The organism is Flavobacterium proteolyticum (genome assembly GCF_015223105.1).
GTDB classification, from domain to species: domain Bacteria; phylum Bacteroidota; class Bacteroidia; order Flavobacteriales; family Flavobacteriaceae; genus Flavobacterium; species Flavobacterium proteolyticum.
Map to the genome: position 1 here is coordinate 1073189 of NZ_JADFTZ010000001.1, position 16843 is coordinate 1090031.

Annotated in this window: 16 protein-coding genes; 12 read left to right on the plus strand and 4 right to left on the minus strand. The window is 34.2% G+C overall.

Going from position 1 to position 16843, the window contains the following annotated elements; translation table 11 throughout:
* Positions 1–25: 25 nt before the first annotated feature.
* Positions 26–1033, plus strand: coding sequence for a class 1 fructose-bisphosphatase (gene fbp, locus IM755_RS04685; protein WP_026725996.1), 1008 nt, complete (start codon positions 26–28; stop codon positions 1031–1033).
* A gap of 77 nt (positions 1034–1110) precedes the next feature.
* Here fbp and IM755_RS04690 read toward each other — a convergent pair whose 3' ends face one another.
* Positions 1111–1545, minus strand: coding sequence for a tellurite resistance TerB family protein (locus tag IM755_RS04690; RefSeq protein WP_194094086.1), 435 nt, complete (start codon positions 1543–1545; stop codon positions 1111–1113).
* A gap of 141 nt (positions 1546–1686) precedes the next feature.
* Between IM755_RS04690 and IM755_RS04695 the strand changes: the two genes are divergently transcribed.
* Genes IM755_RS04695 through IM755_RS04710 form a run of 4 tightly spaced genes read left to right on the plus strand, consistent with a single transcriptional unit; the run spans position 1687 to position 4806 of the window.
* Complete coding sequence (locus IM755_RS04695; protein WP_194094088.1) at positions 1687–2280, plus strand: HupE/UreJ family protein; 594 nt, start codon at positions 1687–1689, stop codon at positions 2278–2280.
* Entirely contained in the window at positions 2280–2708 is a 429-nt protein-coding gene (locus tag IM755_RS04700; RefSeq protein ID WP_194094090.1) for a deoxycytidylate deaminase, read from the plus strand. The genes IM755_RS04695 and IM755_RS04700 overlap by 1 nt, the downstream gene beginning before the upstream one ends.
* A gap of 1 nt (position 2709) precedes the next feature.
* Complete coding sequence (locus tag IM755_RS04705) at positions 2710–4278, plus strand: S41 family peptidase (protein ID WP_194094092.1); 1569 nt, start codon at positions 2710–2712, stop codon at positions 4276–4278.
* 12 nt (positions 4279–4290) lie between these two features.
* A complete protein-coding gene (locus tag IM755_RS04710) occupies positions 4291–4806 on the plus strand; it encodes a hypothetical protein (protein WP_194094094.1) in 516 nt (171 codons plus the stop codon).
* A gap of 4 nt (positions 4807–4810) precedes the next feature.
* Here the strand turns inward: IM755_RS04710 and IM755_RS04715 are convergent, their stop codons facing one another.
* From IM755_RS04715 to IM755_RS04725, 3 genes are read right to left on the minus strand one after another with little or no spacing between them, the layout of a single operon-like run.
* Entirely contained in the window at positions 4811–5419 is a 609-nt protein-coding gene (locus IM755_RS04715) for an FAD-dependent oxidoreductase (RefSeq protein ID WP_194094096.1), read from the minus strand.
* The gene (locus tag IM755_RS04720) at positions 5419–5616 is read right to left on the minus strand and encodes a hypothetical protein (protein ID WP_194094099.1); all 198 of its coding nucleotides are present in this window, start codon (positions 5614–5616) and stop codon (positions 5419–5421) included. The genes IM755_RS04715 and IM755_RS04720 overlap by 1 nt, the downstream gene beginning before the upstream one ends.
* Positions 5617–5628: 12 nt before the next feature.
* Positions 5629–6210 carry a MarC family protein gene (locus IM755_RS04725; protein WP_194094102.1) on the minus strand — a complete coding sequence of 194 codons (582 nt, stop codon included), beginning with the start codon at positions 6208–6210 and terminating at the stop codon, positions 5629–5631.
* Between the two features lie 341 nt (positions 6211–6551).
* Here IM755_RS04725 and IM755_RS04730 point away from each other — a divergent pair, with 341 nt between their 5' ends.
* The 7 genes from IM755_RS04730 (at position 6552) to IM755_RS04760 (ending at position 16755) form a co-directional block, all read left to right on the plus strand.
* The gene (locus IM755_RS04730; RefSeq protein ID WP_194094105.1) at positions 6552–7118 is read left to right on the plus strand and encodes a DUF3109 family protein; all 567 of its coding nucleotides are present in this window, start codon (positions 6552–6554) and stop codon (positions 7116–7118) included.
* A 268-nt stretch (positions 7119–7386) separates the two neighbouring features.
* On the plus strand, positions 7387–8364 hold the full coding sequence (locus tag IM755_RS04735; protein WP_194094109.1) for a ribonucleotide-diphosphate reductase subunit beta: 978 nt from the start codon (positions 7387–7389) through the stop codon (positions 8362–8364).
* Positions 8365–8615: 251 nt separating this feature from the next.
* Entirely contained in the window at positions 8616–11051 is a 2436-nt protein-coding gene (locus IM755_RS04740) for a ribonucleoside-diphosphate reductase subunit alpha (RefSeq protein WP_194094111.1), read from the plus strand.
* 118 nt (positions 11052–11169) lie between these two features.
* The gene (locus IM755_RS04745; RefSeq protein WP_026725983.1) at positions 11170–11394 is read left to right on the plus strand and encodes a hypothetical protein; all 225 of its coding nucleotides are present in this window, start codon (positions 11170–11172) and stop codon (positions 11392–11394) included.
* Between the two features lie 5 nt (positions 11395–11399).
* Positions 11400–11912: an RDD family protein gene (locus IM755_RS04750; protein WP_194094114.1), complete on the plus strand. Its 513-nt coding sequence runs from the start codon at positions 11400–11402 to the stop codon at positions 11910–11912.
* Between the two features lie 73 nt (positions 11913–11985).
* Positions 11986–13326, plus strand: coding sequence for a dGTP triphosphohydrolase (dgt, locus tag IM755_RS04755; protein WP_194094489.1), 1341 nt, complete (start codon positions 11986–11988; stop codon positions 13324–13326).
* A gap of 90 nt (positions 13327–13416) precedes the next feature.
* The gene (locus tag IM755_RS04760) at positions 13417–16755 is read left to right on the plus strand and encodes a PA domain-containing protein (RefSeq protein WP_194094122.1); all 3339 of its coding nucleotides are present in this window, start codon (positions 13417–13419) and stop codon (positions 16753–16755) included.
* Positions 16756–16843 lie beyond the last annotated feature (88 nt).

Sequence of the window (16843 nt, forward strand, 5' to 3'; positions counted from 1 at the left end):
TAAACACAACTACATCGTTTTCATAATGGAAGAAAGAAATAGAACCTTAGGCGAATTTATTATTGAGCATCAAAATTCGTTTCAGTATTCAACAGGAGAATTATCTCGAATCATCAACTCTATCCGATTAGCCGCAAAAGTGGTAAATTACAAAGTAAACAAAGCCGGATTAGTAGATATCGTAGGTGCTGCTGGAGAACAAAACATTCAAGGTGAAGACCAACAAAAATTAGACGTTTATGCGAATGAAGTTTTTATTCAAACCTTAATTAATCGTGAAATTGTTTGTGGAATTGCTTCGGAAGAAAATGATGATTTCATTACCGTTGCAGGTTCAGATAATTCTCACAATAACAAATACGTGGTTTTGATGGATCCATTAGATGGTTCTTCAAATATTGATGTAAATGTTTCGGTAGGAACGATTTTTTCAGTTTTCAGAAGAATTACACCCGTTGGAACTCCGGTAACTATTGAAGATTTCTTGCAACCAGGTGTAAATCAAGTAGCAGCAGGTTATGTAATTTATGGAACATCAACCATGTTAGTATATACGACAGGTGATGGTGTAAACGGATTTACATTGAATCCAGCTATCGGAACGTTCTATTTGTCGCATCCTGATATGAAATATTCGGAAGACGGAAAAATTTACTCGATTAACGAAGGGAATTACGTTCATTTTCCACAAGGTGTGAAAGATTATATCAAATATTGCCAGTTAGAAGAAGGCGATAGACCTTATACTTCTCGTTATATTGGAAGTTTAGTTTCTGATTTTCACCGTAACATGATTAAAGGAGGAATTTATTTATATCCAACTAGTTCAAAAGCACCAAACGGAAAATTACGTTTGTTGTACGAATGCAATCCAATGGCATTCATAGCGGAACAAGCAGGCGGAAAAGCTTCAGATGGTTACAAAAGAATTATGGAAATTCAACCCACAGAATTACACCAACGCGTTCCATTCTTTTGTGGAAGTAAAAACATGGTAGAAAAAGCTGAAGAATTTATGGCGAAAGCGAAGTAGATTTCTGAAATAGATAAAATACAAAAAGCACAAACTCGTTAGAATTTGTGCTTTTTGTATTTTAAAAACAGGTTGAATTATCTGTTCATGTGTTGCATTTCGTAAGTGAACGTGTCTAAATCCACATTCATATCTACTAATTTTAAAGCTTTATCTACAATATAACCTACGTTTCCAGCAGTAAAGCCTAAGGCTAAAGCGAATTTTTTAAGTAATTCGTGTTCTTTTTCACCTAAAACATGTTCGTCTGCATATACCATTCTTGATAAATCATATAAACGTTCTAAACGATGTGTATGCAATAAAGGCGGATTTACAGGGTATTTTAAAGGATTTTCTAAAATTTCCTCATATTCTGCTTGAGAAATTTCTAATTTGATAGCTAATTTGTCTAAAAAATATTTTTCTTCTGGACCAATAATTCCGTCAGACAAAGCTACTCTTACAATTGCTGAAAAATGACCTTTGTTTCTGTTTCTAAAACCGCTATCGAATAAATCTGAAATTGACATGTTGTTTGTTTTTTTATATTAGAGCAAAATTACACAAAAAATCTATTTTTTTACAACAATTTCACATGCTTTTGTGATGTAGAATTTGGTAACATAAAAAAATAAATCGTAAGTTTGAAAATCCCCAAATAAATTGTAGTTATGTCAGAATTTTGGATGTATTTTAATATTGGTCTTAAGCATGTGTTAGATATTAATGCCTACGACCACGTTTTGTTTTTGATAGCTTTAATGGTGCCGTACGCTTTTAAAGACTGGAAAAACGTTTTTGTTTTGGTATCACTTTTTACTTTAGGTCACACCTTGGCTTTGCTATTATCGGTTTATGGAGTAGTGCAAATTCAAGCTAGTTTGGTTGAGTTTTTAATTCCAATTACCATTTTAATAACGGCTATTTTTCATCTTTTTACTGCTGGAAAATCGTCTAAAAATGAAAGTATCACCTTCGTTGCCATCGTAACTTTATTCTTCGGAATCATTCACGGACTAGGTTTTTCAAATTACTTCAAAACAATTTTACCAGGAAATGCTTCAGATAAATTATTGCCTTTATTGGAATTCGCATTAGGTATCGAAGCGGCACAGATTATTGTAGTGTTAGTAGTTTTAATCATTTCGTATGTAGTGCAAACTTTATTCCGTTTTTCAAAAAGAGATTGGGCTTTAGTTATGTCAGCATTTATAATTGGCGTAGTTTTGCCAATGATTATTGAAAGCGAAATTTGGAATCGATAATGAAGAAAGAAAAAAAAGAAAAATACGATAAAGCTTATTTGCGAATTGCCAAAGAATGGGGTAATTTGTCTTATTGCCAACGAAAAAAAGTAGGCGCGATTATCGTTAAAAATAAAATGATTATTTCCGATGGTTACAACGGAACACCATCTGGATTTGAAAATTGTTGCGAAGACGAAGATAATGTGACCAAATGGTACGTGCTTCATGCCGAAGCAAATGCCATTTTAAAAGTAGCGCGTTCTACTCAATCGTGCGAAGATGCAACATTATACATTACACTTTCACCCTGTAAAGATTGCAGCAAATTAATTCATCAATCGGGAATTAAAAGAGTGGTGTATCATCAAGAATATAAAGATACTTCAGGTGTTGATTTCTTAAGAAAAGCAGGTGTTGAGGTCGAATTAATTGAAGATTTGAGCTAAAATGAGAATGAACAAAGTATATTTTCCAATAGTAATCGCAGTAGCTGTTGCGGTGGGTTTGTTATTGGGAAGTAAACTCAATCCTTCTACAGAAACAGCTTTCTTAAACCGAAATGCCAATAAAAATAAGCTCAACAAACTCATCGATTTCATCGAAAAAGAATACGTTGATAGTTTGAATACCGATTCGATAGTCGATTTAACGGTGAATGGTATTTTAGAAAAACTCGATCCGCATTCGGTTTATATTCCTAAAAGTCAATTAGAAGCAGTCGAACAAGAAATGCGAGGCAATTTTGTGGGAATTGGCATAAATTTCTACATGTATAACGATTCGTTAGCGGTTATAAAACCCATTGCAAACGGACCTTCGGAAAAAGCAGGATTAAAATCGGGCGATAGAATTCTTTTTGCCGATAAATTACAATTGTACAATAAAAAATTAGAAACAGATTCGTTATTTTCCATCTTAAAAGGCGAACAAGGTTCTAATGTAAAACTAACGGTTTATCGAAAATCTGAAAAAAAGAAATTCGCCGTAAACGTTATCCGTGATGTTATTCCAATCAAAAGTGTTGATGTTTTCCAAATGGTCGATAAAACTACAGGTTACATCAAAATCAACCGCTTTGCCGAGAAAACCTATGATGAATTTTTATCGGGTTTAACCCAATTAAAAAAAGAAGGCGCCAAACATATTATCATCGATTTACGTGATAATGGTGGTGGTTATTTGGAATCAGCCGTTGCAATTGCAGATGAATTCTTAAAAAACAAAGAATTAATCGTTAAAACGAAAAATAAAAAAGATAAAATCGAAAGTACACTAGCCACCGAAAAAGGAATTTTTGAAACGGGCAAAGTCAGTATTTTAATCAATGAAAACAGTGCTTCAGCAAGCGAAATTTTAGCTGGAGCCATTCAAGATAACGACAGAGGTTTGATCTATGGAAGACGTTCGTTCGGAAAAGGATTAGTACAACGCGAAATGCCATTAGGTGATGGTTCGGCAGTACGATTAACCATTGCTAGATATTACACACCATCAGGACGTTCTATTCAAAAGCCTTATGAAGACAAAGGTGAAAACTATTTCAACGAATTCGACAAACGCTTCGAAAGTGGTGAATTGTACGAAAAAGATAAAGCCAAAATAGCCGATAGTTTAAAATTCAAAACTAAAAAAGGCCGCATCGTGTATGGCGGTGGCGGAATTATGCCTGATATTTTTGTTCCACTAGAAGATTCGCACGGAGCAGAAGGTTTAACGATGTTGATGCAATCGGGATTGGTGAATTATTTTGTGTTTGAACAATTAGATCAAAACCGCAAAAAGTTTGAAAAAATCTCGATGGAAGCTTTGGAAAAAGAATTGCGTTCTGGAAATTATTTTAATGATTTCAAGACTTACATGGCTAAAGGCGGTTTGCTTTTCAATTTAGAGAATCAAAAAGAAAAAGTGTTATTCTATCTTCAAGCAGAATTTGTACGCCAACTTTTTAATGAAAACGCATATTACCAATTGATTTTAAAGAAAGACAATATGGTGAATAAGGTATTGAGTAAATAAAATGTCTTTAAAATGAGTAAAAGAGATAAATTATTCGATTTACCAATTTATAAAAAAGCCGAATTGATTTTAGATTTGGTAAATAGTTTATTAAATACCATAAGTGAAGAGGATGAGTATTTGAATGCTACAAAATATATGATGCGAGATGATGCCGCAATAATTTGCGCTAAAATTGCAGGAGCTGAAGGTGGAGATATGTATAGTATCCGAATGCAAAATGCTGCTATCATTAGAGACCATGCGATGCATTTGTATGTGCAAGTTGGAAGTTTGCGATTTCACGATTCTTTTAAAGATACTGATTATGTTACTTTGATTAGAAAAGAAATTGATGAATTCAGAGAATTATTTATCAATTGGGTAGCTAACTTTGATAAGAGTAATTATTATTGGGACGAATGGGAATTGTTCAATCCACCTGGAGCTATTCCACCTGATCCAAATGCATGTCAAGATCCAATCAATTGGGATGATTTTTTAGAAGGATTGAATTTTGATGATGAAGAAGACGATTCAGAAGAATAAAAGTCTATTTCCCCAAAGCATCATGCACTTGCACCGGATTTCCGTTATTCCACAACGTTAAAATATCCGTTGCTACTGAAGCACCACTTCCAGCGGCAATGCTTAACTGACTTCTATGTCCGGCTAAAACTCCGGCTGCATAAATACCTTCGGCAACTAAATGATCGGTGTTTTTTAATTGGATTCTATTTTTCTCTGGAGCGACTTTTTGATGCGGCATTACAAACGATTCCAAACCTTCAATGGTAAAAGGATTTCCAGCGCCAATCGCAATCACTACAATTTTAGCTTGAATTGAAGATTTGTTGGTAGTAATAGTGAAATTTCCTGCTTCACCTGAAATAGAAAGTGCTTTTTCGCCATGAATTTGTTGAATATGCGGATAAGATTGGGTCAAATGTTCCAAACTTTCTTCCAACAATTCACTGCCTAATTTCCCTGCGGGAATTCCGTAAGCGTTATTAAAAATGGCATTTTGTAATGAAGACGCTTTTTGGTGTGCTACAATTGCAATTTTCTTATCTATTGCAAACGGTTTGTTTTGAGCCGAACCCAAAATCAAAGCACAAGAAACGCCTGAAACTCCAGCGCCAATAATTAAAACGTCAAACATTATTGTCTTGTTTTTTCTTCAATCATTTTTGAAAAACGCAATAATACTAATAATAGGATTGCGCAAATTCCAGCCACAACACCAATGATGGCAATTGTGCTATTTCCTTCAAACGGATTGCTGTAATCAATTTGAAAAAGATTAAAAGCAATTAAAACTAAAGCAATGGCAACCGCCACATAAGTAAAAATTTTCATTTTGTATATTCTCTAAATAAATAATCCTTTAACATTCGCGGCGAATAATTTTACAGCAATCGCCAATAAAACCACGCCAAATATCTTACGAATCACACCCAAACCATTGGCTCCAAGTAATTTTTCGATTTTTCCAGACGATTTCAATACACCGTAAACTACAATTACATTAATCAAAATAGCAATAATAATGTTGATTTTATCATAAGCTGCTCGAAGTGATAATATCGTTGTCATCGTTCCAGCTCCAGCAATTAATGGAAATGCAATCGGAACTATAGAAGCCGTACTCGGATTGTCTTCTTTGTATAATCGAATGCCTAAAATCATTTCCAAAGCAAGGAAAAACAACACGAATGAACCAGCAACTGCAAATGAATTCGCATCAATACCAATTAATTTCAGAATTTCTTCACCTACAAATAAGAAGGCAATCATAATGACCGCCGCCACAATAGTAGCTTTCTCCGATTGAATATGGCCCATTTTACTGCGTAAATCTACAATAATTGGAATACTTCCCACAATATCAATCACAGCAAATAAAATCATGCTGATGGTAAAAATGTCTTTCCAGTTGATTCCGAATTCCATAAAACGCTGAATATTTGTGCAAATATAAGGATATTGAATCAAGAACGTTTCTAATTTAACGATACATTATCAATTGCAAGGTCAAAAATCAAGAACAAGAGCAAGTTCAAAACAGTGTGTGAAATTTAAACGCAAAGTCGCAAAGTTCGCCAAGAAGAAAGTGAAATGTCTCGGTGTGTCTCTATATCAACACAATAAAAATCAAAAAAAAACTCGGTGAATTTCGGTGAAAAATTATAGCCATTTCTCAAATTTCCAAAATCTGTGTTCCAAAACTTCTAAATGCTTATTTCTAAATTCTGAATTCAAAATCGTATCTTTGCACTTTAAACTTACCCAATATGTTTCAGTTAAATAAAACCATCGTTTCCGAAGAAATCTTAGAGAAAGAATTCGTTTGCAATTTGTCAGCTTGTCAAGGTGCTTGTTGTGTGGATGGCGATGCAGGTGCTCCTTTGGATGACGAAGAAACCCGAATTTTAGCTGAAATTTTTCCAAAAGTAAAACCCTTTCTTCGTCCAGAAGGAATAAAAGCCATTGAAGAACAAGGAACGCATGTTGTTTCCGATTTTGGTGAATTAGAAACACCACTTATCGATGGAAAAGACTGCGCCTACGTAATTTTTGACGGAAAAACGGCACTTTGTGGAATCGAGCAAGCCTATAATCAAGGGATTGTAGATTGGAAAAAACCGGTTTCTTGTCATTTGTATCCTATCAGAATCAAAGAATATTCAGATTTCGCGGCGGTGAATTACCACAAATGGCATATTTGCGATGACGCTTGTTCGTTAGGACAAGAATTAGGAGTTCCGGTGTACCAATTTGTGAAAGAAGCACTAGTTAGAAAATTCGGACAACAATGGTTTGACGAATTAGACAAAGTGGCAAAAGAGTTGAAAAAATAATCTCATTTTTATCGATTAAAAACACTCGTGAGTTGCTTATTTTTCAGTTGCTTACAAGGTTTTAACAGTTGTTTTATTTGTTTTTAACTTGTTGATTTACAGTGTTTTAAAAAACCTATATTAATTTACTGACAATTATCAGCTTTGTTAAAAACTTGCTCCAATTGTGAATAAGTTTGACTTTCATTTCTCGTTTCAAATGACAAACTTTGTAATCCCCAAATAAGTCAATTTAACCAATCATTAACATTTTTAAAATCAAATAGCTATGTCTATAGTGGAACCTATTTTGCAAGAAAACAAAGATCGATTTGTAATTTTTCCTATCAAACACCAAGATATTTGGGAATGGTACAAAAAACAAGAAGCGTGTATTTGGACAGCAGAAGAAATTGATTTGCATCAAGATTTAAGCGATTGGAACAATAAATTAAACGATGACGAAAAATATTTCATCAAACATATTTTAGCATTCTTTGCTGCTTCTGACGGAATTGTAAACGAAAACTTAGCGGAAAATTTCGTTAACGAAGTACAATATCCAGAAGCGAAATTTTTCTATGGTTTCCAAATCATGATGGAAAACATTCACAGTGAAACCTATTCATTGTTAATTGATACGTATGTGAAAGATGAAGTAGAGAAAAATCAATTATTTCATGCAATTGAAGTGTTTCCAGCAATTAAAGAGAAAGCAGAATGGGCATTGCGTTGGATTCAATCGGATTCATTTGCAGAACGTTTAATTGCTTTCGCAGCAGTGGAAGGAATTTTCTTTTCAGGTTCGTTCTGTTCGATTTACTGGTTGAAAAAACGTGGATTAATGCCAGGATTAACCTTCTCAAACGAATTAATTTCTCGTGACGAAGGAATGCATTGTGATTTTGCGGTTCACTTACACACGCATCATATTGTAAACAAAGTGCCAAAAGCAAGAATTACGGAAATTATTGTAGATGCATTAAATATCGAAAGAAAATTCATCACGGAATCATTGCCAGTAAGTTTAATTGGAATGAATGCAACTTTAATGACGCAATATTTAGAATTTGTAACCGATAGATTATTGGTAGAATTAGGATGCGATAGAGTGTACAACTCTTCAAATCCATTCGATTTTATGGATATGATTTCGTTACAAGGAAAAACGAATTTCTTCGAAAAACGCGTTGCGGAATATCAAAAAGCCGGTGTAATGAACTCGGATGCAGAGTCAAATAAAATTAGCTTCGACGCTGATTTCTAAAAATATTTAAACACATAGACACATAAGATTGTTTTTATGAATTTAAGGCGTTTCACTTTTTTGAGTTGACATAGCGCTATGTGTATTCAGAATGAACTATCTAAATCTTTTTCTAAAAGTTTTATCTATGTTTCTATGTGTTTTAAAAAAAAAATAAAGCGCTATAAAATGTCGGGAGACTCGCGCTTTAGTTCATTAATATTAACCGAAAGCAGGGAAGGGATTGTCTGTTTTCAAAAACTAAAAAGCTTATGTATGTAGTAAAAAGAGATGGCCATAAGGAGCCAGTAATGTTTGACAAAATCACGGACAGAATTAAAAAACTATGTTATGGATTAAATGACATGGTGGATGCTGTAAAAGTGGCAATGCGTGTAATTGAAGGATTATACGATGGAGTTACCACTTCTGAATTAGACAATTTAGCAGCAGAAACCGCAGCTTCCATGACCGTAACGCATCCAGATTATGCTCAATTAGCGGCTCGTATTGCAATTTCTAACCTACACAAAAATACCAACAAATCATTCTCGGAAACGATGAGTGAAATGTATCACTATGTAAACCCAAGAACGAATCAAGCAGCGCCTTTGATTTCAGATGAGGTACACGAAGTTATCCAAGCTAATGCAGAATTTTTAAATTCTCACATCATATACAACCGTGATTTTAATTACGATTACTTTGGTTTTAAAACTTTAGAACGTTCGTATTTATTAAGAATCAACGGAAAAATCGTAGAACGTCCACAACACATGTTAATGCGTGTTTCTGTTGGAATTCACTTAAACGACTTAGAAGCGGTAATTGAAACTTACGAATTAATGTCGAAAAAGTTCTTTACACACGCTACTCCAACATTATTCAACGCTGGAACTCCAAAACCTCAAATGTCTTCTTGTTTCTTATTAACGATGCAAGATGATAGTATCGATGGAATTTACGATACTTTAAAACAAACAGCAAAAATTTCGCAATCAGCGGGAGGTATCGGTTTAGCTATTCACAATGTTCGTGCTACAGGTTCATACATTCGTGGAACAAACGGAACTTCAAACGGGATTGTTCCGATGTTACGTGTTTTCAATGATACTGCTCGTTACGTAGATCAAGGTGGAGGAAAACGTAAAGGAAGTTTTGCTATTTATTTAGAAACTTGGCATGCTGATATTTTCGAATTCCTAGATTTGAAAAAGAACACAGGAAAAGAAGAAATGCGTGCAAGAGATTTATTCTTCGCGATGTGGACTTCTGACTTATTCATGAAACGTGTAGAAGAAGACGCGGCTTGGACGTTAATGTGTCCAAACGAATGTCCAGGATTAGACAATGTTTATGGAGAAGAGTTTGAAGCGTTATATACTTCTTACGAAGCGCAAGGAAAAGGTAGAAAAACCATCAAAGCGCGTGAGCTTTGGGAAAAAATTCTTGAATCTCAAATCGAAACAGGAACGCCTTATATGTTGTACAAAGATGCAGCGAATAGAAAATCGAACCAAAAGAATTTGGGAACCATTCGTTCGTCTAACTTATGTACTGAAATTATGGAGTACACTTCTCCAGATGAAATTGCGGTATGTAACTTGGCGTCTATTTCGTTACCAATGTTTGTGGAAAACGGAGCATTCAATCACGAATTGTTATTCAATGTAACAAAACGCGTTACTCGTAACTTAAATAAAGTAATCGACAGAAATTACTATCCAGTTAAAGAAGCAGAAAATTCAAACATGCGTCACCGTCCGGTAGGATTAGGAGTGCAAGGTTTAGCAGATGCTTTCATTATGATGAGAATGCCGTTTACAAGTGACGAAGCGAAAAAATTAAACCAAGAAATTTTCGAAACTTTATATTTCGCAGCCGTAACCGCTTCTATGGAAATGGCTAAGGAAGAAGGACCATATTCTTCTTACGAAGGTTCGCCAATTTCAAAAGGAGAATTCCAACACAACCTTTGGGGCTTAAAAGACGAAGAATTATCTGGTCGTTGGGATTGGGCAAGTTTAAGAAAAGAAGTAATGGCAAACGGAGTAAGAAACTCATTGTTAGTAGCGCCTATGCCAACGGCTTCAACTTCTCAAATTTTAGGAAATAACGAAGCTTTCGAACCTTATACTTCTAATATTTACACAAGAAGAGTACTTTCGGGAGAATTCATCGTGGTAAACAAACACTTATTAAACGATTTAGTGGAAAGAGGTTTGTGGAACGAAACATTGAAGCAAGAAATCATGCGTCACAATGGTTCGGTACAGCATATTGAAAGAATTCCTGCTGATTTGAAAGAATTGTACAAAACAGTTTGGGAAATGTCGATGAAAGATATTATCGATATGTCGCGTCAAAGAGGTTATTTTATTGACCAATCGCAATCGTTGAACTTGTTTATGCAAGATGCTACGTATGCGAAATTGACTTCGATGCACTTCTACGCTTGGAAATCAGGTTTAAAAACGGGAATGTACTATTTAAGAACAAAAGCTGCTGTTGATGCGATTAAGTTTACTTTAAACAACGACAAAAAAGAAGCGCCAATTGAAGTAAAAGAACAACATGTTGAAGTGAAAAAAGTGGAAGCTATTGCCGTTTTAGAAGAGCCAGCAGAAATGTCAGCTGAAGAATATAGAGCCATGATCGAAAGAGCTAGAAATTCTGGCCCAGAAGATTGTGAAATGTGTGGTTCTTAATTTTAGAGAATAGAATAAAGAAAATAGAATAAAGAAAGCAGTTGTTCGCTAATGCGAATGACTGTTTTTGTTTTAAATAATTACAATCCAATTCGTACATTTGAAAAAAATAGAAAATATGTCAAAAGATAAAAAAGGGGTTTACACCGGAATCATAGAAAAAGACGCAGATGGGAATTATTTCTGTGGTGAATATTTATTGGATTACCAATACACAGAGAAAAACTTCAAAGTAGGAGATGAAATTAATATCAAATCGGTTATCGTAAATCCGAGTGATAAGAGTTATAATCAGTATCCAAAAAAATCGAGAAATTTCTTTTTGGCTAACGAAAAAGAGTAAAATTTATGGAACAAAATCAAAAACAACAATTTGTAGTAACTAGTAATATGTTGGCCTCTCAAGGACAACGACTTGGAAATTATTTCATTGATTTAATTTTTCAGTATATTATAATCTTTTTGTTATCACTAGTTCTAGGTCTTTTTGCAGCATTTTTTGGTGTTGATGCATTTCTCGGTTGGGCGGAAAACATTGGAGGTTTAGGTGAGTATTTAATAGGAATAATTATTACTGTGATTTATTATTTAACAGCAGAGACCCTTTTTTCAAGAACAATAGGCAAGTTAATTACAAAAACTGTTGTTGTTGATATAAACGGTGAAAAGCCTGATGGTGTGAAAATTCTTAAACGTACTTTCAGTAGATTAATCCCGTTTAATCATTTTTCTTTTTTGGGAGGAAATACAAGAGGATGGCATGATTCTCTGTCTGATACGTATGTGGTTAAGAAAGAATTGTTAGACGAGCGAAAAAATCAATTTTATGAATTAGATGAAATTGGTAAAAATCAAGAATAACACATAGAAAATTAGAAAATATTTTCACGGTTCTATAAAATTAATGATCAGTCAAAAAATAGATGATTTTATGATGCAATGGGAACAATTATTGTCCTTAAAAAGACAAGGCGACACCAGTAAACGTTTACGAAAAGAGCAAGACGACACCCGTTTAGGCTTTGAAGTCGATTATGACCGAATTATTTTTTCTGCAGCTTTTAGAAGTTTGCAAGATAAAACGCAAGTCATTCCACTTTCCAAAACCGATTTCGTACACAACCGATTGACTCATAGTTTAGAAGTTTCGGTTGTAGGTCGTTCACTTGGGCGTTTAGTCGGAAAGCAAATCATTGCAAAATATCCACATTTACAAGAAGTTCATGGCTATCAAGCGAATGATTTTGGTGCTATTGTAGCGGCTGCAGCGTTGTCACACGATATTGGAAATCCACCTTTTGGTCATTCAGGAGAAAAAGCGATTGGCGAATATTTCAAAACCGGAAATGGATTACAATACAAAGACCAATTAACCGAAAAACAATGGCAAGATTTAATTGATTTTGAAGGGAATGCTAATGGATTTTCAGTATTGGCTTCCTCTCGGGAAGGAATTGAAGGCGGTTTACGTATTTCGTATGCGACTTTGGGTGCTTTTATGAAATATCCTAAAGAGAGTTTACCTAAAAAGCCAACACAAAAAATTTGCGATAAAAAGTATGGTTTCTTCCAGCAAGACAAAGAATTCTTTGCAGAGGTTGCTAATGAATTGGGATTGATTTCGAATAAATCAGGAAATGATATTGGTTTTGAACGTCATCCGTTAGCCTATTTAGTCGAAGCAGCTGATGATATTTGTTACACCATCATCGATTTTGAAGACGGCATTAACTTAGGTTGGATTCCAGAAGAATACGCATTAGAATACCTAATCAAACTAGTCAAAAACGGAATCGATACCAAAAAATACAACGAACTCATCACTAAAGAAGACAGAATTAGTTATTTGCGTGCCTTAGCTATTGGAAGTTTAATCAATGATGCGGTTGTAATTTTTATGGAAAATGAAAAAGCTATTTTAGCAGGAGAATTTCCATTTGCCTTGATGGATAAAAGTCAGTACAAAGCCCAAATGAATGACATCATTCAAATCAGTATTAAAAACGTATATCAAAGTAAAGATGTAATCCAGAAGGAAGTAATGGGGTATAAAATCATCCATAGTTTATTGGATGGATTTTGTACAGCTTATAATAAAAAAGTAAGCGGTACTGCTTCTAACTATGATGAGCTTTTATTGAAATTGTTGCCAGAACGTTTTCAATTTCAAAAAGAAAGCGTATGCGACAGACTATTGCATATTTGTCATTTTGTATCGTTGCTAACAGATGGTAAAGCTTTCGAATTATATAAGACAATTCAGGCAAATAAATGAATATGAAAAAATAATTCGTAAAAAAATTTGAAATTATCTGTAAATTGTTAATTTTGTTTTAATTATAATAATACTAACCCAATGATTACCATGAAAAAACAATTACTATTGGTTGTATTCTCATTATTTTTTGTAACATTAGGTTTTTCTCAAGAAAAGGAAAACACTAAAAAGCAAAAGCAGAATACAGAAACAAAAAATGATGCTAAGCCATCTGCTGATGTTGTAGTCGTTAATCCTAAACCAACTAAGGAGGTTTTAGAATTAAGAAAAAAACATGAACAACATTTAGAAAATAATCCTTTCAAAAAGACATTTTTAATGTCTAAAAGAGAAAGAAAGTCTGAAGGTATCCCACCTAATAAGTACAACGAACAAGAGTGGATTTTATCTATGAATCCTGCTTTGGGATCACCAACTCCTGAAAATCTGGAAGTTATCAGACAAAGATTAAGTCAAGAAAGACAAGCTATGTTGGCTGAAGGAAGAACTCCAGGTGATGGTACTGATAACTTATGGGTTGAAAGAGGACCAAATAATGTAGGAGGTCGTACTAAAGGAATTATTTTTGATCCTACAGATGCTACATTTAATACTGTAATTGCTGGAGGTGTAAGTGGAGGTCTTTGGAAAAACACGAATATTACAAGTAACGCAACTGTTTGGACTAGAATATCAACTTTTCCTGAGCATATAAATGTACAGAATATTACAGTTGATCCTAATAATTCTAGTACTTGGTATGTAGGTACAGGTGAGTCTTACACTGGAGATGCAAATGGTAATGGTATTTGGAAAACAACCAATGCTGGTCTAACTTGGACAAGAGTTTTTGGTGGAGGTACAGTTTCTTCAACTCAAAATCAGTTATTTAACTTGTATGTTACAGCTCCTTCTAACGCAGGAGTAATAAGAGGTTATAGCACAGGATTAGCAGGTTTTGGTGCGCCACCTGCTAGTTTTGGTAGTAATAAGTCTATTGTTCTTGTAAATGATGGGGTTGCACCAACAGATGATGCTTGTTCATCATTGACAGCAGGATCGTTGACGAATAAAATTGCTTTAATTAGAAGAGGAACATGTACTTTTGAAAGTAAAGTATTAGCTGCTGAAATCGCAGGAGCTGTAGGTGTTATTATAATGAATAATGTTGCTGGAGCTGGACCGATAGGTATGGCAAGTTCTGATTTAGGTGCTACTATACCATGTGTAAGTATTTCTAAAGAAGATGGTGATTTGTTAGTTGCTAATTTGACAAATCTAACTGGTGATTTTGCTGCTGCTTTACCTGGAGAGTTTTCTGGTACAGCTGTAACAGGATTTCAATTTATTAATGATATTGCAATTAAAAATGTTGGTGGGGTTTCCCACATATATGCTGCTATTGGAGATTCTTACAATGCAGGTTATCATAATTCATCTAATTATGGGTTGTATAAATCTACAGATGGGGGTGCAACTTGGACAGCATTAACTTTACCTTTAGCTCCAAGCGGAAATAAAACTTGTCCAATGGATATCGAGATTGCTGTAGGCGGAAAAATTTGGGTTTCTTCAACTGATAGTTCAACATTTGGTGACGGTGGTGGAAAAATCTTTGTGTCTTCTAATGACGGTGCAACTTTTACAACAGCGTATACAGTTACTGGTGGTCAGAGAACTGAAATTGAGGCTTCTAATACTACTGCAGACGTTATTTATGTTTTATCACAAATAGCGCCAGTATCTCCATCAACAATTGAGGTTCAAATGCTTAAAACTACTAATGGTTTTTCAACAGCACCTACAGTGTTGGCTCTTCCTACTGATGCTTCTGATTCAAGAATTGGTACATATGGTTTTACAGGTGCACAAGCTTTTTATAATTTATTTATTGAAACAGATCCGACAAATGATGCTAAAGTATTTATTGGAGGTTTAAATGTTTATAGATCTACAAATAGTGGAGGTGCATGGACAGCTATTTCTAGATGGAATAGTGGTAATTTAGTTCACTCAGACCAACATGCAATGGTGTTTAAACCAAATAATCCAGATGTTGCGGTTGTTGGTAACGACGGAGGTATTTATTACAACGCAGCTTTATCAACTGCTACAACTTCTACCACATTTGCTTCTAGAAATAATGGGTTTAATGTAACTCAATTTGTTGGTGTTGCGGTTCAGCCATTAGGTGTAACAGGTTTATCTGGAGACTTTTTTGTTGCAGGAGCACAAGATAACGGATCAAATTATTTCCCATCAACTCTAAGTACAACTACTGGGGCAGCAGCTGGAATAAGCGGTAGCTCTGAAGTTCAAGGTGGAGACGGAGGAATACCTTTGTTTAAACAGAATCCAACATCAAGTTCAACAGCTTATTATGTTACAAATTATGTATATAATGATAATATGAACAAGAGAGGTTTAAATGGAGCAGTACAAAAAACACTTAGTGATGGTACTGCAAATCGTGGATTGTTTTATCCAGCTGTGACATTAGACTCTAGTAATGATATTGTTTATTCTGATTTTTCTGATGGTGCAAATAGAGTTTATGTTGTTAGAAGATATGCTTCATACATGGGAGGACCAGCACCTTCAAGAACAGATTTGTCTAATGCTTTATTGACTTCTTATCCAACAGCATTAAATACAGGTAAAGTTACTAAGACAACTTTATACATTGGTACGGCTAATTCAAAACTTCTAAAAGTTACTGGAGCTAATAATACTGCAGGAACATGGTCTGATATTTCTGCGACAGCTTCATTTGTAGGAACCATTTCAGATATTGAATTTGGAGCTGACGATAGTCAAATTTTTGTTACTTTGAAAAATTACGGTACAACTAATATTTGGTATACAAACAATGGTGGTACTAACTGGTACAATATTGAAGGTGATTTACCTGATATGCCTGTTCATGCTATTTTACAAAATCCATTAAATTCAGCTGAGTTAATGATTGGAACTGATTTAGGAGTATGGTATGCAAATACCTTTAATCCAGCTACTAATGCTAATCAATCTTTGGCGTGGAAATCTTCTTTTAACGGAATGATGAACGTTAAAGTAACGGATCTTGATTTACAGCCTAATTCACCAACAGCACCAACTGCTTACAATGTTTTTGCTGCTACTTATGGTAGAGGAGTTTTTTCAGGAGCATTAACTAGTGTAACGCTTTCAAATGAAGATGTTGCTTTGTTAAAAGGAATCAATATTTATCCAAATCCAGCTAAATCTTCAATAAATATCGGGATTGCTAATTTTACAGGTGATTTAAATATTGAGATATATGATATCAATGGTAGATTAGCTTTAACAACGGATGTTGATTTTTCTGGAACTAAATCGTTAAATATTGGTGATTTACAATCAGGTATATATATCTTGAAATTAAAAGGACAAGATTTATCTTACTTTCAAAAAATTATTGTTAATTAAGTAGATTAATTATATTTCATTTAAAACGGTTCAAAAATATTTTTTTGAACCGTTTTTTATAATTTTATTTTGAATGAGTTTGTTAAGT

Excerpts from the sequence above, each read along its gene's own strand:
- IM755_RS04705 (WP_194094092.1), top strand. The coding sequence starts at position 2,710 with ATGAGAATGAACAAAGTATATTTTCCAATAGTAATCGCAGTAGCTGTT.
- IM755_RS04690 (WP_194094086.1), bottom strand. The coding sequence starts at position 1,545 with ATGTCAATTTCAGATTTATTCGATAGCGGTTTTAGAAACAGAAACAAA.
- IM755_RS04695 (WP_194094088.1), top strand. The coding sequence starts at position 1,687 with ATGTCAGAATTTTGGATGTATTTTAATATTGGTCTTAAGCATGTGTTA.
- IM755_RS04725 (WP_194094102.1), bottom strand. The coding sequence starts at position 6,210 with ATGGAATTCGGAATCAACTGGAAAGACATTTTTACCATCAGCATGATT.
- IM755_RS04750 (WP_194094114.1), top strand. The coding sequence starts at position 11,400 with ATGGAACAAAATCAAAAACAACAATTTGTAGTAACTAGTAATATGTTG.
- fbp (WP_026725996.1), top strand. The coding sequence starts at position 26 with ATGGAAGAAAGAAATAGAACCTTAGGCGAATTTATTATTGAGCATCAA.
- IM755_RS04700 (WP_194094090.1), top strand. The coding sequence starts at position 2,280 with ATGAAGAAAGAAAAAAAAGAAAAATACGATAAAGCTTATTTGCGAATT.
- IM755_RS04715 (WP_194094096.1), bottom strand. The coding sequence starts at position 5,419 with ATGTTTGACGTTTTAATTATTGGCGCTGGAGTTTCAGGCGTTTCTTGT.
- IM755_RS04740 (WP_194094111.1), top strand. The coding sequence starts at position 8,616 with ATGTATGTAGTAAAAAGAGATGGCCATAAGGAGCCAGTAATGTTTGAC.
- IM755_RS04730 (WP_194094105.1), top strand. The coding sequence starts at position 6,552 with ATGTTTCAGTTAAATAAAACCATCGTTTCCGAAGAAATCTTAGAGAAA.
- dgt (WP_194094489.1), top strand. The coding sequence starts at position 11,986 with ATGCAATGGGAACAATTATTGTCCTTAAAAAGACAAGGCGACACCAGT.
- IM755_RS04720 (WP_194094099.1), bottom strand. The coding sequence starts at position 5,616 with ATGAAAATTTTTACTTATGTGGCGGTTGCCATTGCTTTAGTTTTAATT.
- IM755_RS04735 (WP_194094109.1), top strand. The coding sequence starts at position 7,387 with ATGTCTATAGTGGAACCTATTTTGCAAGAAAACAAAGATCGATTTGTA.
- IM755_RS04710 (WP_194094094.1), top strand. The coding sequence starts at position 4,291 with ATGAGTAAAAGAGATAAATTATTCGATTTACCAATTTATAAAAAAGCC.
- IM755_RS04760 (WP_194094122.1), top strand. The coding sequence starts at position 13,417 with ATGAAAAAACAATTACTATTGGTTGTATTCTCATTATTTTTTGTAACA.
- IM755_RS04745 (WP_026725983.1), top strand. The coding sequence starts at position 11,170 with ATGTCAAAAGATAAAAAAGGGGTTTACACCGGAATCATAGAAAAAGAC.